We start from the raw sequence: 14,196 nt of genomic DNA on the forward strand, positions 1-14,196 counted from the left end.
CGGGCCCGCGATGCCGCACGCCCCCGCCGGACGGGGAATCCGTCCGGCGGGGGCGTACGAGGGGTGAGCCCGGGTCGGGGCGTTCCCGGCAGGGCTGCGATATGGAGGTCAGCAGCTCTGCCAGAGTCGGGTCATGACGCGGACGCCGAAGCGCAGGCCCTCCAGCGGGACGCGTTCGTCCACGCCGTGGAAGAGGCGGCCGTAGTCCAGGTCGTGCGGGAGCTTCAGGCCCTTGAAGCCGAAGCAGCGGATGCCGAGGTGGGTGAACGCCTTGGCGTCGGTGCCGCCCGGGTTGCAGTACGGGACGGGGTGGCCGTCCGGGTCCTCGGCGCGCACGGCCGCGCACATGGCGTCGACCAGCGGGCCGTCGAACGTGGTCTCCATCGCGATGTCGTGGTTGACCCACTCGCGGGTGACCGAGGGCAGGAGCAGCCGGTCGACGGTGTCGATCAGCTCCTGCTCGTGGCCGGGCAGGAAGCGCCCGTCCACCCGCGCGGTCGCCTTCCCGGGGATGACGTTGGTCTGGTAGCCCGCGTCGAACATGGTGGGGTTCGCCGAGTTGCGGAGCACCACCTGCATGAAGTCGGAGACCGGGCCGAGGCGTTCGAGGCTGCCCTCGATGTCGTTCTCGTCGAACTCGACCCCGTAGAGGCGGGCGGCCTCTTCGAGGAGGGCGCGGACCGGTTCGATCAGGCGGATCGGGAAGGTCTCGCGGCCGATGCGGGCCAGCGACTCGGCGAGGTCGGTGACCGCGTTCTCGTCGTTGGGGGACGAGCCGTGGCCGGCCCGGCCGGTGGCGGTGAGCTCCATCCAGGCCATGCCGCGCTGGGCGTTCTCGATCGGGTAGAGACGACGGGTGTCGTCGATCGCGAAGGAGAAGCCGCCGCCCTCGCCGATCGCCTCGGTGACCCCGGCGAACAGCTCCGGGCGGTGCTCGACCAGCCAGTGGGCGCCGAACTTGCCGCCCGCCTCCTCGTCGGCGAGGAAGGCGAGGACCAGGTCGCGCGACGGCTTGGTGCCGGTGCGGGCGAAGTGGCGGGCGGTGGCCAGCATGACGGCCACCGTGTCCTTCATGTCGATCGCGCCGCGGCCCCAGAGGTAGCCGTCGCGGATCTCGCCGGAGAACGGCGGGACCTGCCACTCGGCGGCGTCCGCGGGGACGACGTCCAGGTGGCCGTGGACCAGCAGGGCGCCGCGTTCCGGGTCGTCGCCCGCGATCCGGGCGATCACGCTGGCCCGGCCGGGGGCGGACTCGATCAGCTCGGACTCGATGCCGACCTCGGCGAGGCGGCCCACCACCCAGTCGGCGCAGGCGCGCTCGTCGCTGGTGGGGTTGGACGTGTCGAACCTGATCAGTTCGGCGCAGAGTTCGACGACCTCGTCCTGGGCCAGGCCGGAGGCCGGGGCGAGCGGGGAGGAGAGGGGGTCGGGGGTGGTCATGCTGCTCCCACAGGGGTGGTGTCACGGGCGGCGGGGGCGTCGGTCGCCCCGTCGTCGTCCAGGGTGGAGGTGCCGTACGGCCTCACCCAGCCCAGCAGGCCGAGGACGCTGTAGAGGACGAAGGCGGTGGCCAGCGAGTTCAGGGCGGGGATGCCGCCGTCGTAGAACTTGCCGACGCAGAACGCGGCGATCCAGATGGCGATGGACATCGGCACCCAGGTGGGCGAGGACTTCGGCAGGGTCTCGGACTCACGGGTGTCGTCCAGCGGCTTGCGCATCCGCTTCACGACCCAGTACTCGGCCACGATGATGCCGCCGATCGGCGGGATGGCGACGCCGAGGATCGTGAGGAACTCGGTGAAGTGGGTCATGATCCCGACCGCGGACAGGAGCGTGCCGGCGATGCCGAGGACGATGGTGACGGCGCCGCGGTGGACGCGCTTGCCGAAGACGACCTGGAAGAAGTTGACGACGCCGAGCGAGGAGCCGTACAGGTTCCAGTCGTTGATCTTGGCGGTGGACATCAGGACCACGATCACACCGAAGGCACCGGAGGTGGAGAGCACGATGTGCGAGACCTCGTTGCTCTTCACCAGGTGGCCCAGGAGCACGCCGGTCATGCCGACGATGTACTCGGAGAGGATCATCGAGGAGGCGCTCTGCAGGAAGACGTGCGAGCCCTTCCGGTTGTAGCGGGTCATCTCCGGGGAGACGATCGCCCCCGTCATGTAGCCGCCCGCGATGGCGGTGGCCGCGACGGCCAGCGGGATCGCGTCGCCCGGCGGCGGCGAGTGGATCAGCTCGCTGAGCGAGTGGTCCTTCAGCGTCGAGATCACCGACCAGGCGACCATCGCGAAGAAGAGCGGCGTGACGATCTTCGCGAAGTTCGCCATGTACTTGAAGCCGAAGATCACCAGGGCGGTGATGGCGATGCCGGCCAGCACGCACCACATCCAGGACGGCCCGCCGACCAGCGCCGAGACACTGTTGCCGAAGATCGTGTTCTGGACGCCGAACCAGCCGACCAGGCTGACCGCGATGACGAAGCTGACCAGCGCCGAGCCGTTGCGGCCGAAGCCCACCCAACGGGTCAGCATCGGGGTCGCCAGACCCTCGCGCATCCCGGCCAGGCCGATCGCGAAGATCACGACCTCCAGGATCACCGCGCCGAGCGTGAAGGCAAGGAAGGCGTTTCCGAAGCTCATCCCGACACCGATGGTGGCACCGAGGGTGAACTGCGAGATCGAACCGGACTGGGCCAGCCACTGGAGCAGCATGGACCAGAACCCGAACCGCTTGTCGCGCGGGACGCGGGACAGCGAGTAGTCGTCGCTGCCGATGGCCTTGGTCTCGTGGGCGACGGCCTCGGCCTGCGGGGTGGATGCCATCAGGACTCCTGGGGTGTGCGGCCGAGGGTCTGGAGGTGAGTCAGCGACCCGTAACGGCTGACGAGGTTGTCGAACTCCACCGCGTCGTGGAAGTCCAGGTGGCCGCCGCCGTAGGTCTTGGCGACCTCCACGGCGTAGCGGGCGGCGGACGCGATGTCCGTCTCGTGGCTCGCGCCCGTGCCGCAGCCCGGCACCGCGGCGGCCGAGGTGATGGCCAGGCCGACGACCGGGGCGGCCGTCGCGGTGGCGGGCTGCAGGATCGAATTGATGTGGTGTGCACCATTACCGTACGGCGTGATGTCCTGTGTGGTCACGGGGTACGTGACCAACGGCTCACCCGTCACCACGGCCAGCAGCTCGCCGAGCTGCTCGCTGACCCGCAGCACCCAGCCCTCCTTGACGGTGGGCGACAGGGCGAGGCCCTTGTGGTTGATGATGCGGTTGCCCTTGGTGGTGTCGATGGAGAGCACGGCCTCCATCTCGTCGGTCACCTCGTGGCGGTTCATGGTCGCGATGTCCACGGGCGAGCCCATGAACGGCACCGGGTCGTGCGGCTCGGTCGGCGCGTTCGGGCAGATGTGCGTGGCGACGATCACATCGCCGGGCAGCACGTCGCCGCGGCGGCGCATGTCGAGCAGCTTCGCGGCGGTGGCGATCGCGGCGACCGCGCCGTCCGCGTCGGAGACCAGGCCGGTCACCTCGGGCCGGGCGCCGATGCCGCCGAGCCGGCCCACCACGCCCAGCGTGCGGGCGTCGCCGCCGCGGGAGCGTCCTTGCGAGCCCGGAACGCGGACCATCACGAAGTCCGTCGAGCCACGCTCGCCGACGACCGTGGTGACCTGCGCGGACGCGCCCTCGGCGCCGCTGACGGAGTCGAGGTACTCGGCTACGGCCTTGCCATTGACCTGGGGATCGTCCAGAAGATCGACGATGTCCAGCACGTACTTCAACATGGGGGGCCTTTCTCACTCATCCGGACACCCGGGACGGCGCGATCCGGTCACCCGGGCCGGCGCCCGACGGGGGAGAGGGCGGGGGCGGGGTGTTCAGGCAACATTCGGGATCGGATAGCGTTGAACGCAATAGTTTCCCGTTATTTGCAATTCAGGTCTGAATGGTGAGATGACGATGGCGGAGTTCGATCTCGACCGGCGCACCCCCGCCGGTGCGCTGCAAACCGTCGACCGGGCGCTCATCGTGCTGCTCGCCTTCGAGCGGACCCGGCCCGACTGGGGCGTCACGGAGGTCGCCGAGGAGTTCGGCTGGGACACCTCGGTGGCCCAGCGGCTGCTCGCCACCCTCGCCGGGCGCGGCTTCCTGGTCTCCGACCCGGTCACCCGCCGCTACCGCATCGGCCCCGCCGTGCTGCGCCTGGGCAGGCTCTGGGAGCGTTCCGGTTCGTTGGAGCTGCTGGCCGGGCCGGTCCTGGAGGAGCTGTGCCGGGTCACCGGCGACACCGTGCTGTTCTGCCTGCCGGACAGCTTCCACATGCGGTGCGTCGCTGCCGAGGAGGGCGTGGCCGGGCCGCTGCGCTACTACCCCCTGGTCGGCGAGCTCTATCCGGCGCACGCCGGGGCCACCAGCAAGTCGTACTACGCGTACCTGCCCGACGAGCAGCGCCACCGGCTCTTCCGGGGCCGCCCGATGGCCCGCTTCACCGACCGGACGGTCACCGACCCGGACCGGCTGGAGGAGGAGTTCCTCAAGGTCCGCTCCCAGGGGTACGCGTGGACGGTCGGCGAGTACGACACCGGGATCGCGACCGTCGCCGTCCCGGTCTTCCTCGGCCGTGAACCGTACGGCAGCCTCAGCCTCGGCGGGGCCGAGGAACTCTTCCGGGAGGCGCCCGAGGACCGGCTCGAACCCCTGCGCCACGCCGCCCAGCTACTGGAGCGACGGCTCACCCAGCCCCCGCAGCGCCCCAAGCAGCGCACCCGGCGCCCCCGCGCCACCTGATGTCCCCGGCACCGTCCGTGGAACCGCTGGTCCGGAAACGAACCGCTGGTCCGGCACGGAACCGGTGATCCGGAAACGAACCGCTGCTCCGGACGAGAACCGCTGATCCGGAACAGAACCGAGAGGAACCCCGTGAACCTGCTCCTGCTCTCCAACTCCACCCAGTACGGCCGTGGTTATCTGGAACACGCCCTCGACACCGTCACCGCGTTCCTGCCCTCCGGCACCCGCCTTGCCTTCGTGCCGTACGCGCTCGCCGACTACACGGCGTACACCGCGCGCGTCCGCGACGCCCTCGCTCCGTCCGGCATCACCGTCCGCGGGGTCCACGAGAACGCCGATCCGGTCGCCGAACTCGCGGCGTCCGACGCCGTGTTCATCGGCGGCGGCAACTCCTTCCGGCTGCTGAGCGCGCTGTACCGGACCGGGCTGCGCGACGCCGTCACCGAAGCGGTGCGCGACGGACTCCCGTACATGGGCGCCAGTGCGGGAACGAACATGGCGGCGCCCACCCTGCGCACCACCAACGACATGCCCATCGTGCAGCCGCCGTCCTTCGAGACGCTCGGCCTCGTCCCGTTCCAGATCAACCCGCACTACCTCGACCCGGACCCGGGGAGCACCCACAAGGGCGAGACCCGCGAGGAGCGGATCACCGAGTTCCTTGAGGAGAACGACGTTCCGGTGCTCGGCCTGCGCGAGGGGACGTGGCTGCGGGTCGACGGCCGTCAGGCCCGGGTGCGGGGCGCCCGCCCCGCCCGGCTGTTCGCACGCGGCGCCGAGCCGCAGGAACTCCCCGCCGGGTCGGACGTCTCCCATCTGCTCACGACGACACCGCGGTTCGACGCTCCGGTGCGCTGACGGCCAGCACCAGATCGGTGTCGACCGGCAGCCCGTCGCCCGGGTAGGCCACGGAGCGGGCGCGCGGCGTGTACCCGGTGGCCGACCCGGCCAGCACATAGGCCCCGCCGGACGGGGCGGACAGCGCGTAACGGCCGTCCCCGTCCGCGACGGCGAGCCCCGCCTGCCTGCCGTGACGGTCGATCAGCGTGACGTTGGCGCGGGCCACCGGGGCCCCGTCCTCGTCCAGCACCCTGCCGCGGAAGCCGCCCGAGCCCGCGACCGGGCGGGAGGCGGACGGCACCGGAGCCGGAGCCTCGTCCTCGCTGCTCGCCAGCAGCGTCGGGCGCGCCGCCTCGCGCCGCGACGGCAGGAACGCGGCGAGCACCAGCCCGCCCGCCACCGCGCCCATCGCGATCAGGAACGAGATCCGGAACCCCTCCATCGACGGCACCGACACCCCACCCGTCCGTACCGAGGTGTTCGCCAGCACCATGCCGATCACGGCGCTCGACACCGAGGTACCGATCGACCGCATCAGGGCGTTCAGACCGTTGGCCGCGCCGGTCTCGGACGGATCGACGGCTCCGATGATCAGTGCGGGCAGCGAGGAGTACGCGAGTCCGATGCCGGCCCCGATCAGCACCGCGATCACCGTCGTCTGCCAGGCGGAGCCCATCAGCCCGAGCCCCGCCCCGTAGCCGACCGCGATGACCAGCATCCCGGCCATCAACGACACCTTGGGGCCCCGGCGGGCGGAGAGCCGGGCGTACAACGGGGCCACGAGCATCATCGTCAGACCGAGCGGTGCCACGCACAGCCCGGCGACCACCATCGACTGTCCGAGGCCGTACCCCGTGGCCGTCGGTAGCTGGAGCAGCTGCGGCAGGACGAGCGACACGGCGTAGAAGGCGACCCCGACCATGATCGAGGCGAGGTTGGTGAGCAGCACCTCGCGCCGGGCCGTGGTCCGCAGGTCGACCAGCGGGGCAGGGCTGCGCAGCTCGAACAGGCCCCACAGCACCAGGATCAGCAGAGCGGCGGCGATCAGGCCGAGCGTGGTCGGAGAGGTCCAGCCCCAGTCACTGCCCTTGGTGATCGGCAGCAGCAGGCAGACCAGGCCGAGCGAGAGGCCGAGCGCCCCGACGAGGTCGAACCGGCCCGGGGCCCGCAGCGAGGGTTCCGGCACGGCGAGGACCGTGAGCGCCATCGACAGCGCACCGAGGCCGGCCGAGGCGAAGAACAGGGCATGCCAGTCGAAGTGCTGGGCGATCAGCGCGGCGGCGGGCAGCGCGAGTCCGCCGCCCACTCCGATCGAGGAGCTCATCAGCGCCATCGCCGCCCCCATCCGCTCCCGGGGCAGTTCGTCGCGCATGATGCCGATGCCCAGCGGAATGGCGCCCATGGCGAAGCCCTGGAGCGCGCGTCCCACGATCATGATCACGAGATCGTCGGTGAAGCCGCATATCAGCGAGCCGACCACCATCACGGCGAGAGAGGCGAGCAGCATCTTCCGCTTGCCGTGGAGGTCGCCGAGCCGCCCCATGATCGGGGTGGCCACGGCCCCCGCGAGCAGGGTCGCGGTCATCACCCAGGTGGCGTTGGACGGGTCGGTGCGCAGAAGGGCGGGCAGATCCTTGATGACGGGGACGAGCAGGGTCTGCATCACCGCGACGGTGATGCCCGCGAAGGCGAGTACGGGGACCACCCCGCCGCCCGCGCCGCGCGTCCGCGGATCGGGGAGTTCCCCGGATCGTTGTCCATTCGTCGTCTCTGGCATGCGTGCGGCCTCCGGGCGGCGTTGTCGAACGGGAGAAGAGGGGGCGGGCGAGGCGTGCGCCCGCTTCGGCGGGCGGCACGGATCGCCGACGACCTCACCCACGAAGGACGGTGGGCGAGGTCGGGAGTGCGTGCAGGGTGAAACCTCCTCCGGGCGTCAGGTATTCCGCCGACTGCGTCGAGAACGGTGCTGGTTGCCCACGTTGGCCTGAAGTGAGCTGTGAACATGGGGAGTTGAGCCAGACGTGCGGAGCGGGAGGTGGTTCGCCCCGGGTGGCGCGGGCCCGGCGGGCGATCCGCCGCGGACCTGGCGGGAGTGGTGAATCCGTGGCGGTGAACGCCTCGGACATCTTCTGACCTTCCGTCAGAATGAAACGTGTTCTACTCTTGCGCCCGTTCCAGTGGCTGCGACCGGCGAGGATCCGCATGGGCATCGGAATCACCGAAGAACACAGGGAGTTGGCGCGGGCCGTACGGGGCTGGATCGCCCGCGCCGTACCGCCCGAGGAGGCGCGCGAACTCCTCGACACCGACATCCTCCCGGCCGGCGCCCCGCGCCCCGGGTACTGGGACGGGCTCGCGGAACAGGGTCTGCTCTCCGTCCACCTGCCCGAGAAGCGCGGCGGCGGGGGCGGCGACCTCCTCGACCTGGCCGTGGTCCTGGAGGAGACCGGCCGGGCAGGGCTTCTGGGCCCGTACCTCCCGAGTACCCTCGCCTCCGCCGTACTCCACGCGGCGGGCGCCGATGAGGCGGTGCGCGATCTGGCGTCCGGCGCGCGCGTCGGCGCCGTCGCCCTCGGAGTCGGCACCCTCACCGCCGTGGAGCACGGGGACGGCCACCTGCTCGACGGCACGGCGCCCCCCGTCCTCTCCGGCGCGGACGCCGACCTCCTGCTGCTGCCCGCCGAATCGGCCACCGGCACCCTCTGGTTCGCCGTCGACGCCGCCACCGAGGGGCTGACGGCCCGTAGACACCGCGGCATCGACCCGACCCGTCCCACGGCCGAGATCCGCGCCGACGGCGTCCTGGTCCCCGCGGACCGCCTCGTCCGGACCGGCACCGCACACGTCCGCGACCTCGCCGCCGTCCTCCTGGGCGCAGAGGCGTGCGGCATCGCCGCCCGGGCGCTCGACACCGCCACCGAGCACGCCAGGACGCGCGAACAGTTCGGCCGCCCCATCGGACAGTTCCAGGCCGTCAAACACCTCTGCGCCGACATGCTCGTCCGGGTCGAGCGGGCCCGGGCCCTGGTGTGGGACGCGGCCCGCGCCGCCGGGGAAGCGGACCCGGACGCGCGCTCCCTGGTCGCGGCCCTCGCCGCCTCCGAAGCCCTCGACGCGGCCCACGGCTGTGCCAAGGACTGCGTCCAGATTCTCGGCGGCATCGGCTTCACCTGGGAACACGACGCCCATCTGTACCTGCGCAGGGCCGTTGCCGCCCGGCAGTTGCTGGGCGCCGGGGACGCCCACCGGCTGCGGGCCGTGCGGCTCGCCGAGGCGGGGGCGCGCCGCGAACTCGCCCTCGAACTCCCCGCCGAGGCCGCCGCCCACCGCCGCGCGGCGCGCGAGGCCGTCGCCGCCGCCCGCGGCCTCGGCCCGAAGGACGCCCGCCGTGCCCTCGTGCCCACCGGTTACGCCGCCCCGCACCTTCCGGCCCCGTACGGTCTGGGCGCCGGGCCCCTGCAACAACTGGCGGTGCGGCAGGAGTTGAGGGAACAGGGGGTGCGGCTGAGCGACCTCGGAATCGCGACCTGGGTGATTCCCTCGCTCATCGCCCACGGATCGCCCGAACAACAGGAGCGCTACCTGTTGCCCACCCTGCGCGGCGAACTCTCCTGGTGCCAGCTCTTCTCCGAACCCGGTGCAGGCTCCGACCTCGCCTCGCTGCGGACGAGGGCGGAGCGCACCGGGAAGGGATGGCGGATCAACGGGCAGAAGGTGTGGACCAGCGCCGCCCGGACGGCCGACCACGGCATCCTGCTGGCCAGGACCGATCCGGACGCGCCCAAGCACCGGGGGATCGGGTACTTCCTCGTCGACATGAAGAACACCGAGGGCATCGACATCCGCCCGCTCAGGGAGATCACCGGAGACTCCCTCTTCAACGAGGTGTACTTCGACGACGTGCTGCTGCCCGAGGACGCGCTCGTCGGCGCCGCCGACGACGGCTGGCGGGTCGCCCGCAACACCCTCGGCAACGAACGTGTCCACATGGCCGACCAGTTGACCTTCGGTACCGGCCTGGAGGCACTGATCGCCCGCTCCGGCGAACTCGACGGCGCGTACCGGGCCCGGATCGGCGCCCTCGCCGCCGAGGCCCACGCGCTCGCCTGCGTCTCCCTGCGGACCACCCTGCGGCAGGTGTCCGGACTCGAACCGGGCGCGGGGGCCTCCGTGCGCAAACTCGTCCAGACCACGCATCAGCAGAAGGTCGCCGAACTGGCCCTGGAACTCCTCGGCCCCACCGGGGCGACCGCCGAGGGGGCCGCCGAGCGGGCCGTGCACGGCTTCCTGATGTCCCGTTGCCTGACCATCGCGGGCGGCACCACCCAGGTGCAGCTGAACGTCGTCGCCGAACGCATCCTCGGCCTCCCGCGCGACTGAGATGACCGGCCCCTCCACACGACCGGAACAACGGAAGGGATTCCGTCCATGAAGGCTTCAACGAAGGCTTTCGAGAAGGCTTCGACGAAGGCGTACATCGTCGGTGTCGGGATGACGAAGTTCGAGAAACCCGAGTCCCGCGACTGGCAGTACTGGGACATGGCGAAGGAGGCCGGGACGGCCGCCCTGGCCGACGCCGGGATCGACTACGCCCGGGTGCGGCAGGCCGCCGTCGGCTACTGCTTCCAGCCCTCCACCGCCGGACAGCGCGCCGTGTACGAACTCGGACTGACCGGCATCCCCGTCTACAACGTCAACAACAACTGCGCCACCGGCTCCACCGCCCTCATGATGGCCCGCCAGTTCGTCGAGGGCGGTACGAGCGACTGCGTGCTCGCGCTCGGCTTCGAGAAGATGGCGCGCGGCTCCCTCGGCGGGGGCGGCGCCGACGGCGGGGCGTCGGACTTCAGGACGTCGCCCGTAGCCCGCCACTACGGGGTCATGGCCGCCGCGCACGGATTCGGTACGAGTCCGCCCACCGCCCAGATCTTCGGCAACGCGGCCCGCGAGCACATGGACCGGTACGGGACGACCGAGGCACAACTCGCCGCGGTCGGCGCCAAGAACCACCGGCACTCGGTGAACAACCCGTACGCCCAGTTCCGGGCCCCGTACACGGTCGACGAGGTCCTCGCCGCGAAGACCGTCCACCACCCGCTCACCAGACTCCAGTGCTCGCCCACCTCCGACGGCTCGGCCGCAGCCGTCGTCGTCTCGGAACGCTTCGTCGAGGAGCACGGTCTCGGCGACCGGGCGGTCGAGATCGTCGCCCAGGCCATGACCACCGACACCGAGGAGTCCTTCGCCTCCGGCACCTGCGTCGACGCGGTGGGACAGCCGATGTCCCGCGCCGCCGCACAACAGGTGTACGAGGCATCGGGGCTGTCCGCCGCCGACCTCGACGTCATCGAGCTGCACGACTGCTTCTCCATCAACGAGCTGCTCACCTACGAGGCGCTCGGGCTGTGCGGCGAGGGCGAGTCCGGGAAACTCGTCGAGTCCGGGGCCACCACCTACGGCGGCCGATGGGTGGTCAACCCGTCCGGCGGGCTGATCTCCAAGGGACACCCGCTCGGCGCCACCGGCCTCGCCCAGGCCGCCGAACTCACCTGGCAGCTCCGGGGGGAGGCGGGGGAGCGGCAGGTGAAGGACGCCCGGACGGGCCTCGCGCACAACATCGGTCTCGGCGGGGCGGCGGTGGTGACACTGCTGCGACGGTAGGCGGCCCGCACACCCCGTGGCCGCGAGCGCCTCGCCGGGCCGGCGCGCCGCCGGTGGCGGGCTCCACCCGACCTCGGCACCGGTGCGCGTCCCCGTCCCCGTCCCCGGCCGGAGACGGGGACGGGACCGCACACGTGCGGGGCTCGCCCCTACCGGTCGGAACCGGCCGTTGCCGACAGTCCCGAAGAATGCGAGGAGGAGGCGGCGGCGTCCCGCGCGTCCCCCGCATCCGGCTCCGCGCCGTCGTCCTTCCCCGTCGCGGGGTCCGGGGCGGCGGTCCCCCGCCGGAGCAGTCCGCGGACGGCTTCGGGCACGGTGACGTTCAGATGCGCGCCGAGCGGGAAGCAGAGCACCACCAGACCGCCGATCATGGCCAGCGCGAAACTCCACAGGCCCATCATCACGGCGATGGAGAGATGGAAGAGGACCCCCGCGGCGAACAGGCGCCAGCGCCAGCGCTGCGCGAGCAACAGGCTCGCGGCAAGACCGATCTCGATCACCAGGGGAACCCAGGTGAGCAGCGCGACACCCAAGGGGGACGCGAGCACCGGGTCGACCAGGGGCTGAAGCGGGCCGGGCGCGCCGAACGAGAGGCTGTGTCCCCAGTACCACATCGCGGTGCCGTCGGCCCATTCCGCGTGGGGCAGCTTGGCGACGCACGACTGGAAGTAGAGGAACGACATCTGGAGTCGTACGAGCACCAGGCCCGTCGCCCCCAGAAGCACGGCCCCGCGACGGTGCGACGCGGCCCCCTCCGGGAGCTGCTGCCAGTGCAGGCGCCGGGGATCGCCGAGCGCGGTGAGGGCGAGCAATGAGGAGAGGACCACGGTGACCTGGTCGCCGCCGTCGGCGATGGCGATTTCGGAGAAGACGCTGAAGGACACCCAGGCATGCGGGAGCGCGGTCCACCTGGGACGCCATCCGGAGGCCACGACGAGGAGGACGAGGACACACAGCCACCGGGCCGCGGTCAGACCGTTCTCGGGCGCCAGACAGAACACACCTGCCCGCATCGGACCCGCGCAGATGGGGTAGTCGCCCTGCGTCGCCACGGGACGGAAGAGGGTTCCCGTACTGCTGAACGCCAGGGTGCCCATGGTGCCCAGCGCGAGAAGGGTGCGGGTCAGCCCGTACACATTGGTCCAGGGCACGGGGACCGGCCTCAGCACGAGACGTCCAGCAGGATGGCGTTCTGCGGGGTACGGAGGGCGGGCACGAGGTCGCGCCAGGCCCACGGGGTGGACTTCTGCTCGACCACCGCTATCCGTCCGCACAGGGACGGTTCCGGTGTCCTGTTGGTGACCGCGGTGGCCACCCGGGTCTTCCTCAGGCACTCCTGGACCGGGCTCAGTTCGCACGCGGTACGGGTGGCCTTGCGCGCCTCGTGGATCAGCAACGCGGTCTCGATGCCCTGGGAGCGCGAGACCCGGTCGAAGCCGTGCTCGGAGTGGCGGCCGAGCGAGGCGCTCGCCCAGGCGGAACCGTCCCAGCGGAAGGGCTCGAACTCGGGGCTGCGCGCCGACTTAGTGAAGAAGGCCCAGCCCTGCGGCGTGACGGTGACCGCGACGGGCTTGACCGCCTTCTGGCCGGGCAGGTTCAGAACGTTCTTCGGCAACTGCGTCTGAGCCACGTACAGGGCGACGACGACGCACACCACGGCGGCCCAGGTGATCCAGCCCCGGGGCACCTCCACCGTGTGCCGGGCGGACACGGTGACACGGCCGCCCGCCCCGCCCGGAAATTCCTTCCACCACATACTGTTCGTCTCTCCAAGGGTTCCGTACGCGCCGGCTCCGGGTGCCGGCCGACGGCTCGCCGGTACCCGAAGCCAGCAGTGCTGGTGGACGTGGTTCGCTCGGTCAGACGGTCTTCAGTACCCCGGTCAGCTCCGCCACGAGTTCGTCCCTCGACAGGCTGTCCATCGGCGCACTGCTGCGCACCACCACGTTGATGACGGCGGCGGCGTTGACGAAGAAGCCGACGGTCGCCACGGCCATGGCCGCCGCGGCCACCGCCACGGTCACCACCAGGACCACGCAGGTTCCCGACTCGCTGGGGGCCGATCCGTCCGAGTCGGAGGCGTCGACCAGCAGCCGGGAGACGGTGGTCATCGCCTGGTCCACGAGTCTGGGGTCGCCGCTGCGCGCCTTGACCGAGAAGTCGGCGAAGACGCCGGGGGAGCTCAGCTCGATCTTCTTGATCACGTCCGCCACGGCGCGGAGGGCCTCGGGGGTGTCGTTCACGCCCGGCTCGATGCCGTTGAGGTTTCCGTCGGCCGCGAGCTTCGCGGCCACGGGCCCCTGGCCGAAGAAGAGTCCGGCGAAGAGCTGGTGGCCGTCCTCGGCGGACGTGAGCTTCGTCCCCTCCGTCGTCGACGAACTGACGCTCACAGCGCTGGCGTCGGCGTTCGCGTCCGCGGCGCTCGCGCTGCCGATCGTCGTGAACGCCGCGGCGCCGGTCACAGCCGCAGCCGCGACAATGCTCACTATTCGCCCGTAGTGCTTCACAGGTGATTCCTTTCGGGGAAGGTTGTGTTGGTCTTGTGCGAGACGGCGCAATCCTTGTGGCCGATGTGACGTCAGGACAAGGTGCTTCTGAGTCGGCGACGATGTGTTTCAGCCAAAGTTCGCCGAGTCGCCGCATTCGGGAATGACACTCAACTCAGGTCTGCTGTCTGGGATTTACTCTCACCGGAGGGCGATTTGTCGTCAATGCGGTGGGTGATATACAGCCTGCGGTCGCAATTCGGTCGAGGCCCGCACCCCGCCTCGGCCCCAATGCCGCCGTCCTCTCGTGCGGGCCGAGGACGAGACGTCGTTGCGACCCGTCGACGTCCTTGCGCCCCGCGGCAGTTCCGCCGTGATCACGCACCCGCCGCCCGATGCGCGCCGGGTCCGCGCCCGGTCCG

11 protein-coding genes are annotated in these 14,196 nt (G+C 71.2%); 4 read left to right on the forward strand and 7 right to left on the reverse strand.

Annotated features, from left to right (window positions below):
• Window positions 1–108: 108 nt before the first annotated feature.
• Genes ACF1CT_RS09515 through ACF1CT_RS09525 form a run of 3 tightly spaced genes read right to left on the reverse strand, consistent with a single transcriptional unit; the run spans window position 109 to window position 3,781 of the window.
• The gene (locus tag ACF1CT_RS09515) at window positions 109–1,440 is read right to left on the reverse strand and encodes a M20/M25/M40 family metallo-hydrolase (protein WP_391783219.1); all 1,332 of its coding nucleotides are present in this window, start codon (window positions 1,438–1,440) and stop codon (window positions 109–111) included.
• Window positions 1,437–2,828, reverse strand: coding sequence for a cytosine permease (locus ACF1CT_RS09520; RefSeq protein WP_391783220.1), 1,392 nt, complete (start codon window positions 2,826–2,828; stop codon window positions 1,437–1,439). The genes ACF1CT_RS09515 and ACF1CT_RS09520 overlap by 4 nt, the downstream gene beginning before the upstream one ends.
• Window positions 2,828–3,781 (reverse strand): DUF1177 domain-containing protein, encoded by a 954-nt coding sequence (locus tag ACF1CT_RS09525; protein ID WP_391783221.1) that lies wholly within the window; start codon window positions 3,779–3,781, stop codon window positions 2,828–2,830. The genes ACF1CT_RS09520 and ACF1CT_RS09525 overlap by 1 nt, the downstream gene beginning before the upstream one ends.
• A 169-nt stretch (window positions 3,782–3,950) precedes the next feature.
• Between ACF1CT_RS09525 and ACF1CT_RS09530 the strand changes: the two genes are divergently transcribed.
• Complete coding sequence (locus ACF1CT_RS09530) at window positions 3,951–4,784, forward strand: IclR family transcriptional regulator (protein WP_391783222.1); 834 nt, start codon at window positions 3,951–3,953, stop codon at window positions 4,782–4,784.
• 132 nt (window positions 4,785–4,916) lie between these two features.
• The gene (gene pepE, locus ACF1CT_RS09535) at window positions 4,917–5,645 is read left to right on the forward strand and encodes a dipeptidase PepE (protein WP_391783223.1); all 729 of its coding nucleotides are present in this window, start codon (window positions 4,917–4,919) and stop codon (window positions 5,643–5,645) included.
• On the opposite strand, the gene ACF1CT_RS09540 is transcribed toward pepE, so the two are convergent.
• Complete coding sequence (locus ACF1CT_RS09540; RefSeq protein WP_391783224.1) at window positions 5,608–7,404, reverse strand: MFS transporter; 1,797 nt, start codon at window positions 7,402–7,404, stop codon at window positions 5,608–5,610. The genes pepE and ACF1CT_RS09540 overlap by 38 nt on opposite strands.
• 425 nt (window positions 7,405–7,829) lie before the next feature.
• Here ACF1CT_RS09540 and ACF1CT_RS09545 point away from each other — a divergent pair, with 425 nt between their 5' ends.
• Both ACF1CT_RS09545 and ACF1CT_RS09550 read left to right on the forward strand, forming a co-directional pair.
• The gene (locus tag ACF1CT_RS09545) at window positions 7,830–10,007 is read left to right on the forward strand and encodes an acyl-CoA dehydrogenase (protein WP_391783225.1); all 2,178 of its coding nucleotides are present in this window, start codon (window positions 7,830–7,832) and stop codon (window positions 10,005–10,007) included.
• A 48-nt stretch (window positions 10,008–10,055) separates the two neighbouring features.
• Complete coding sequence (locus ACF1CT_RS09550; protein WP_391783226.1) at window positions 10,056–11,288, forward strand: lipid-transfer protein; 1,233 nt, start codon at window positions 10,056–10,058, stop codon at window positions 11,286–11,288.
• A 149-nt stretch (window positions 11,289–11,437) separates the two neighbouring features.
• Here the strand turns inward: ACF1CT_RS09550 and ACF1CT_RS09555 are convergent, their stop codons facing one another.
• The 3 genes from ACF1CT_RS09555 to ACF1CT_RS09565 all read right to left on the reverse strand — a co-directional run bounded on the left by ACF1CT_RS09555 (window position 11,438) and on the right by ACF1CT_RS09565 (window position 13,795).
• Window positions 11,438–12,439 carry a sporulation-delaying protein SdpB family protein gene (locus tag ACF1CT_RS09555; RefSeq protein ID WP_391783227.1) on the reverse strand — a complete coding sequence of 334 codons (1,002 nt, stop codon included), beginning with the start codon at window positions 12,437–12,439 and terminating at the stop codon, window positions 11,438–11,440.
• Between the two features lie 11 nt (window positions 12,440–12,450).
• A complete protein-coding gene (locus tag ACF1CT_RS09560; RefSeq protein WP_391783228.1) occupies window positions 12,451–13,044 on the reverse strand; it encodes an SdpA family antimicrobial peptide system protein in 594 nt (197 codons plus the stop codon).
• 103 nt (window positions 13,045–13,147) lie between these two features.
• The gene (locus ACF1CT_RS09565; protein WP_391783229.1) at window positions 13,148–13,795 is read right to left on the reverse strand and encodes a sporulation delaying protein family toxin; all 648 of its coding nucleotides are present in this window, start codon (window positions 13,793–13,795) and stop codon (window positions 13,148–13,150) included.
• Between the last annotated feature and the right edge of the window lie 401 nt (window positions 13,796–14,196).

Source organism: Streptomyces sp. NPDC014734 (assembly GCF_043083325.1).
GTDB lineage: Bacteria > Actinomycetota > Actinomycetes > Streptomycetales > Streptomycetaceae > Streptomyces.

Excerpts from the sequence above, each read along its gene's own strand:
- ACF1CT_RS09515 (WP_391783219.1), bottom strand. The coding sequence starts at position 1,440 with ATGACCACCCCCGACCCCCTCTCCTCCCCGCTCGCCCCGGCCTCCGGC.
- ACF1CT_RS09520 (WP_391783220.1), bottom strand. The coding sequence starts at position 2,828 with ATGGCATCCACCCCGCAGGCCGAGGCCGTCGCCCACGAGACCAAGGCC.
- ACF1CT_RS09525 (WP_391783221.1), bottom strand. The coding sequence starts at position 3,781 with ATGTTGAAGTACGTGCTGGACATCGTCGATCTTCTGGACGATCCCCAG.
- ACF1CT_RS09530 (WP_391783222.1), top strand. The coding sequence starts at position 3,951 with ATGACGATGGCGGAGTTCGATCTCGACCGGCGCACCCCCGCCGGTGCG.
- ACF1CT_RS09540 (WP_391783224.1), bottom strand. The coding sequence starts at position 7,404 with ATGCCAGAGACGACGAATGGACAACGATCCGGGGAACTCCCCGATCCG.
- ACF1CT_RS09545 (WP_391783225.1), top strand. The coding sequence starts at position 7,830 with ATGGGCATCGGAATCACCGAAGAACACAGGGAGTTGGCGCGGGCCGTA.
- ACF1CT_RS09550 (WP_391783226.1), top strand. The coding sequence starts at position 10,056 with ATGAAGGCTTCAACGAAGGCTTTCGAGAAGGCTTCGACGAAGGCGTAC.
- ACF1CT_RS09560 (WP_391783228.1), bottom strand. The coding sequence starts at position 13,044 with ATGTGGTGGAAGGAATTTCCGGGCGGGGCGGGCGGCCGTGTCACCGTG.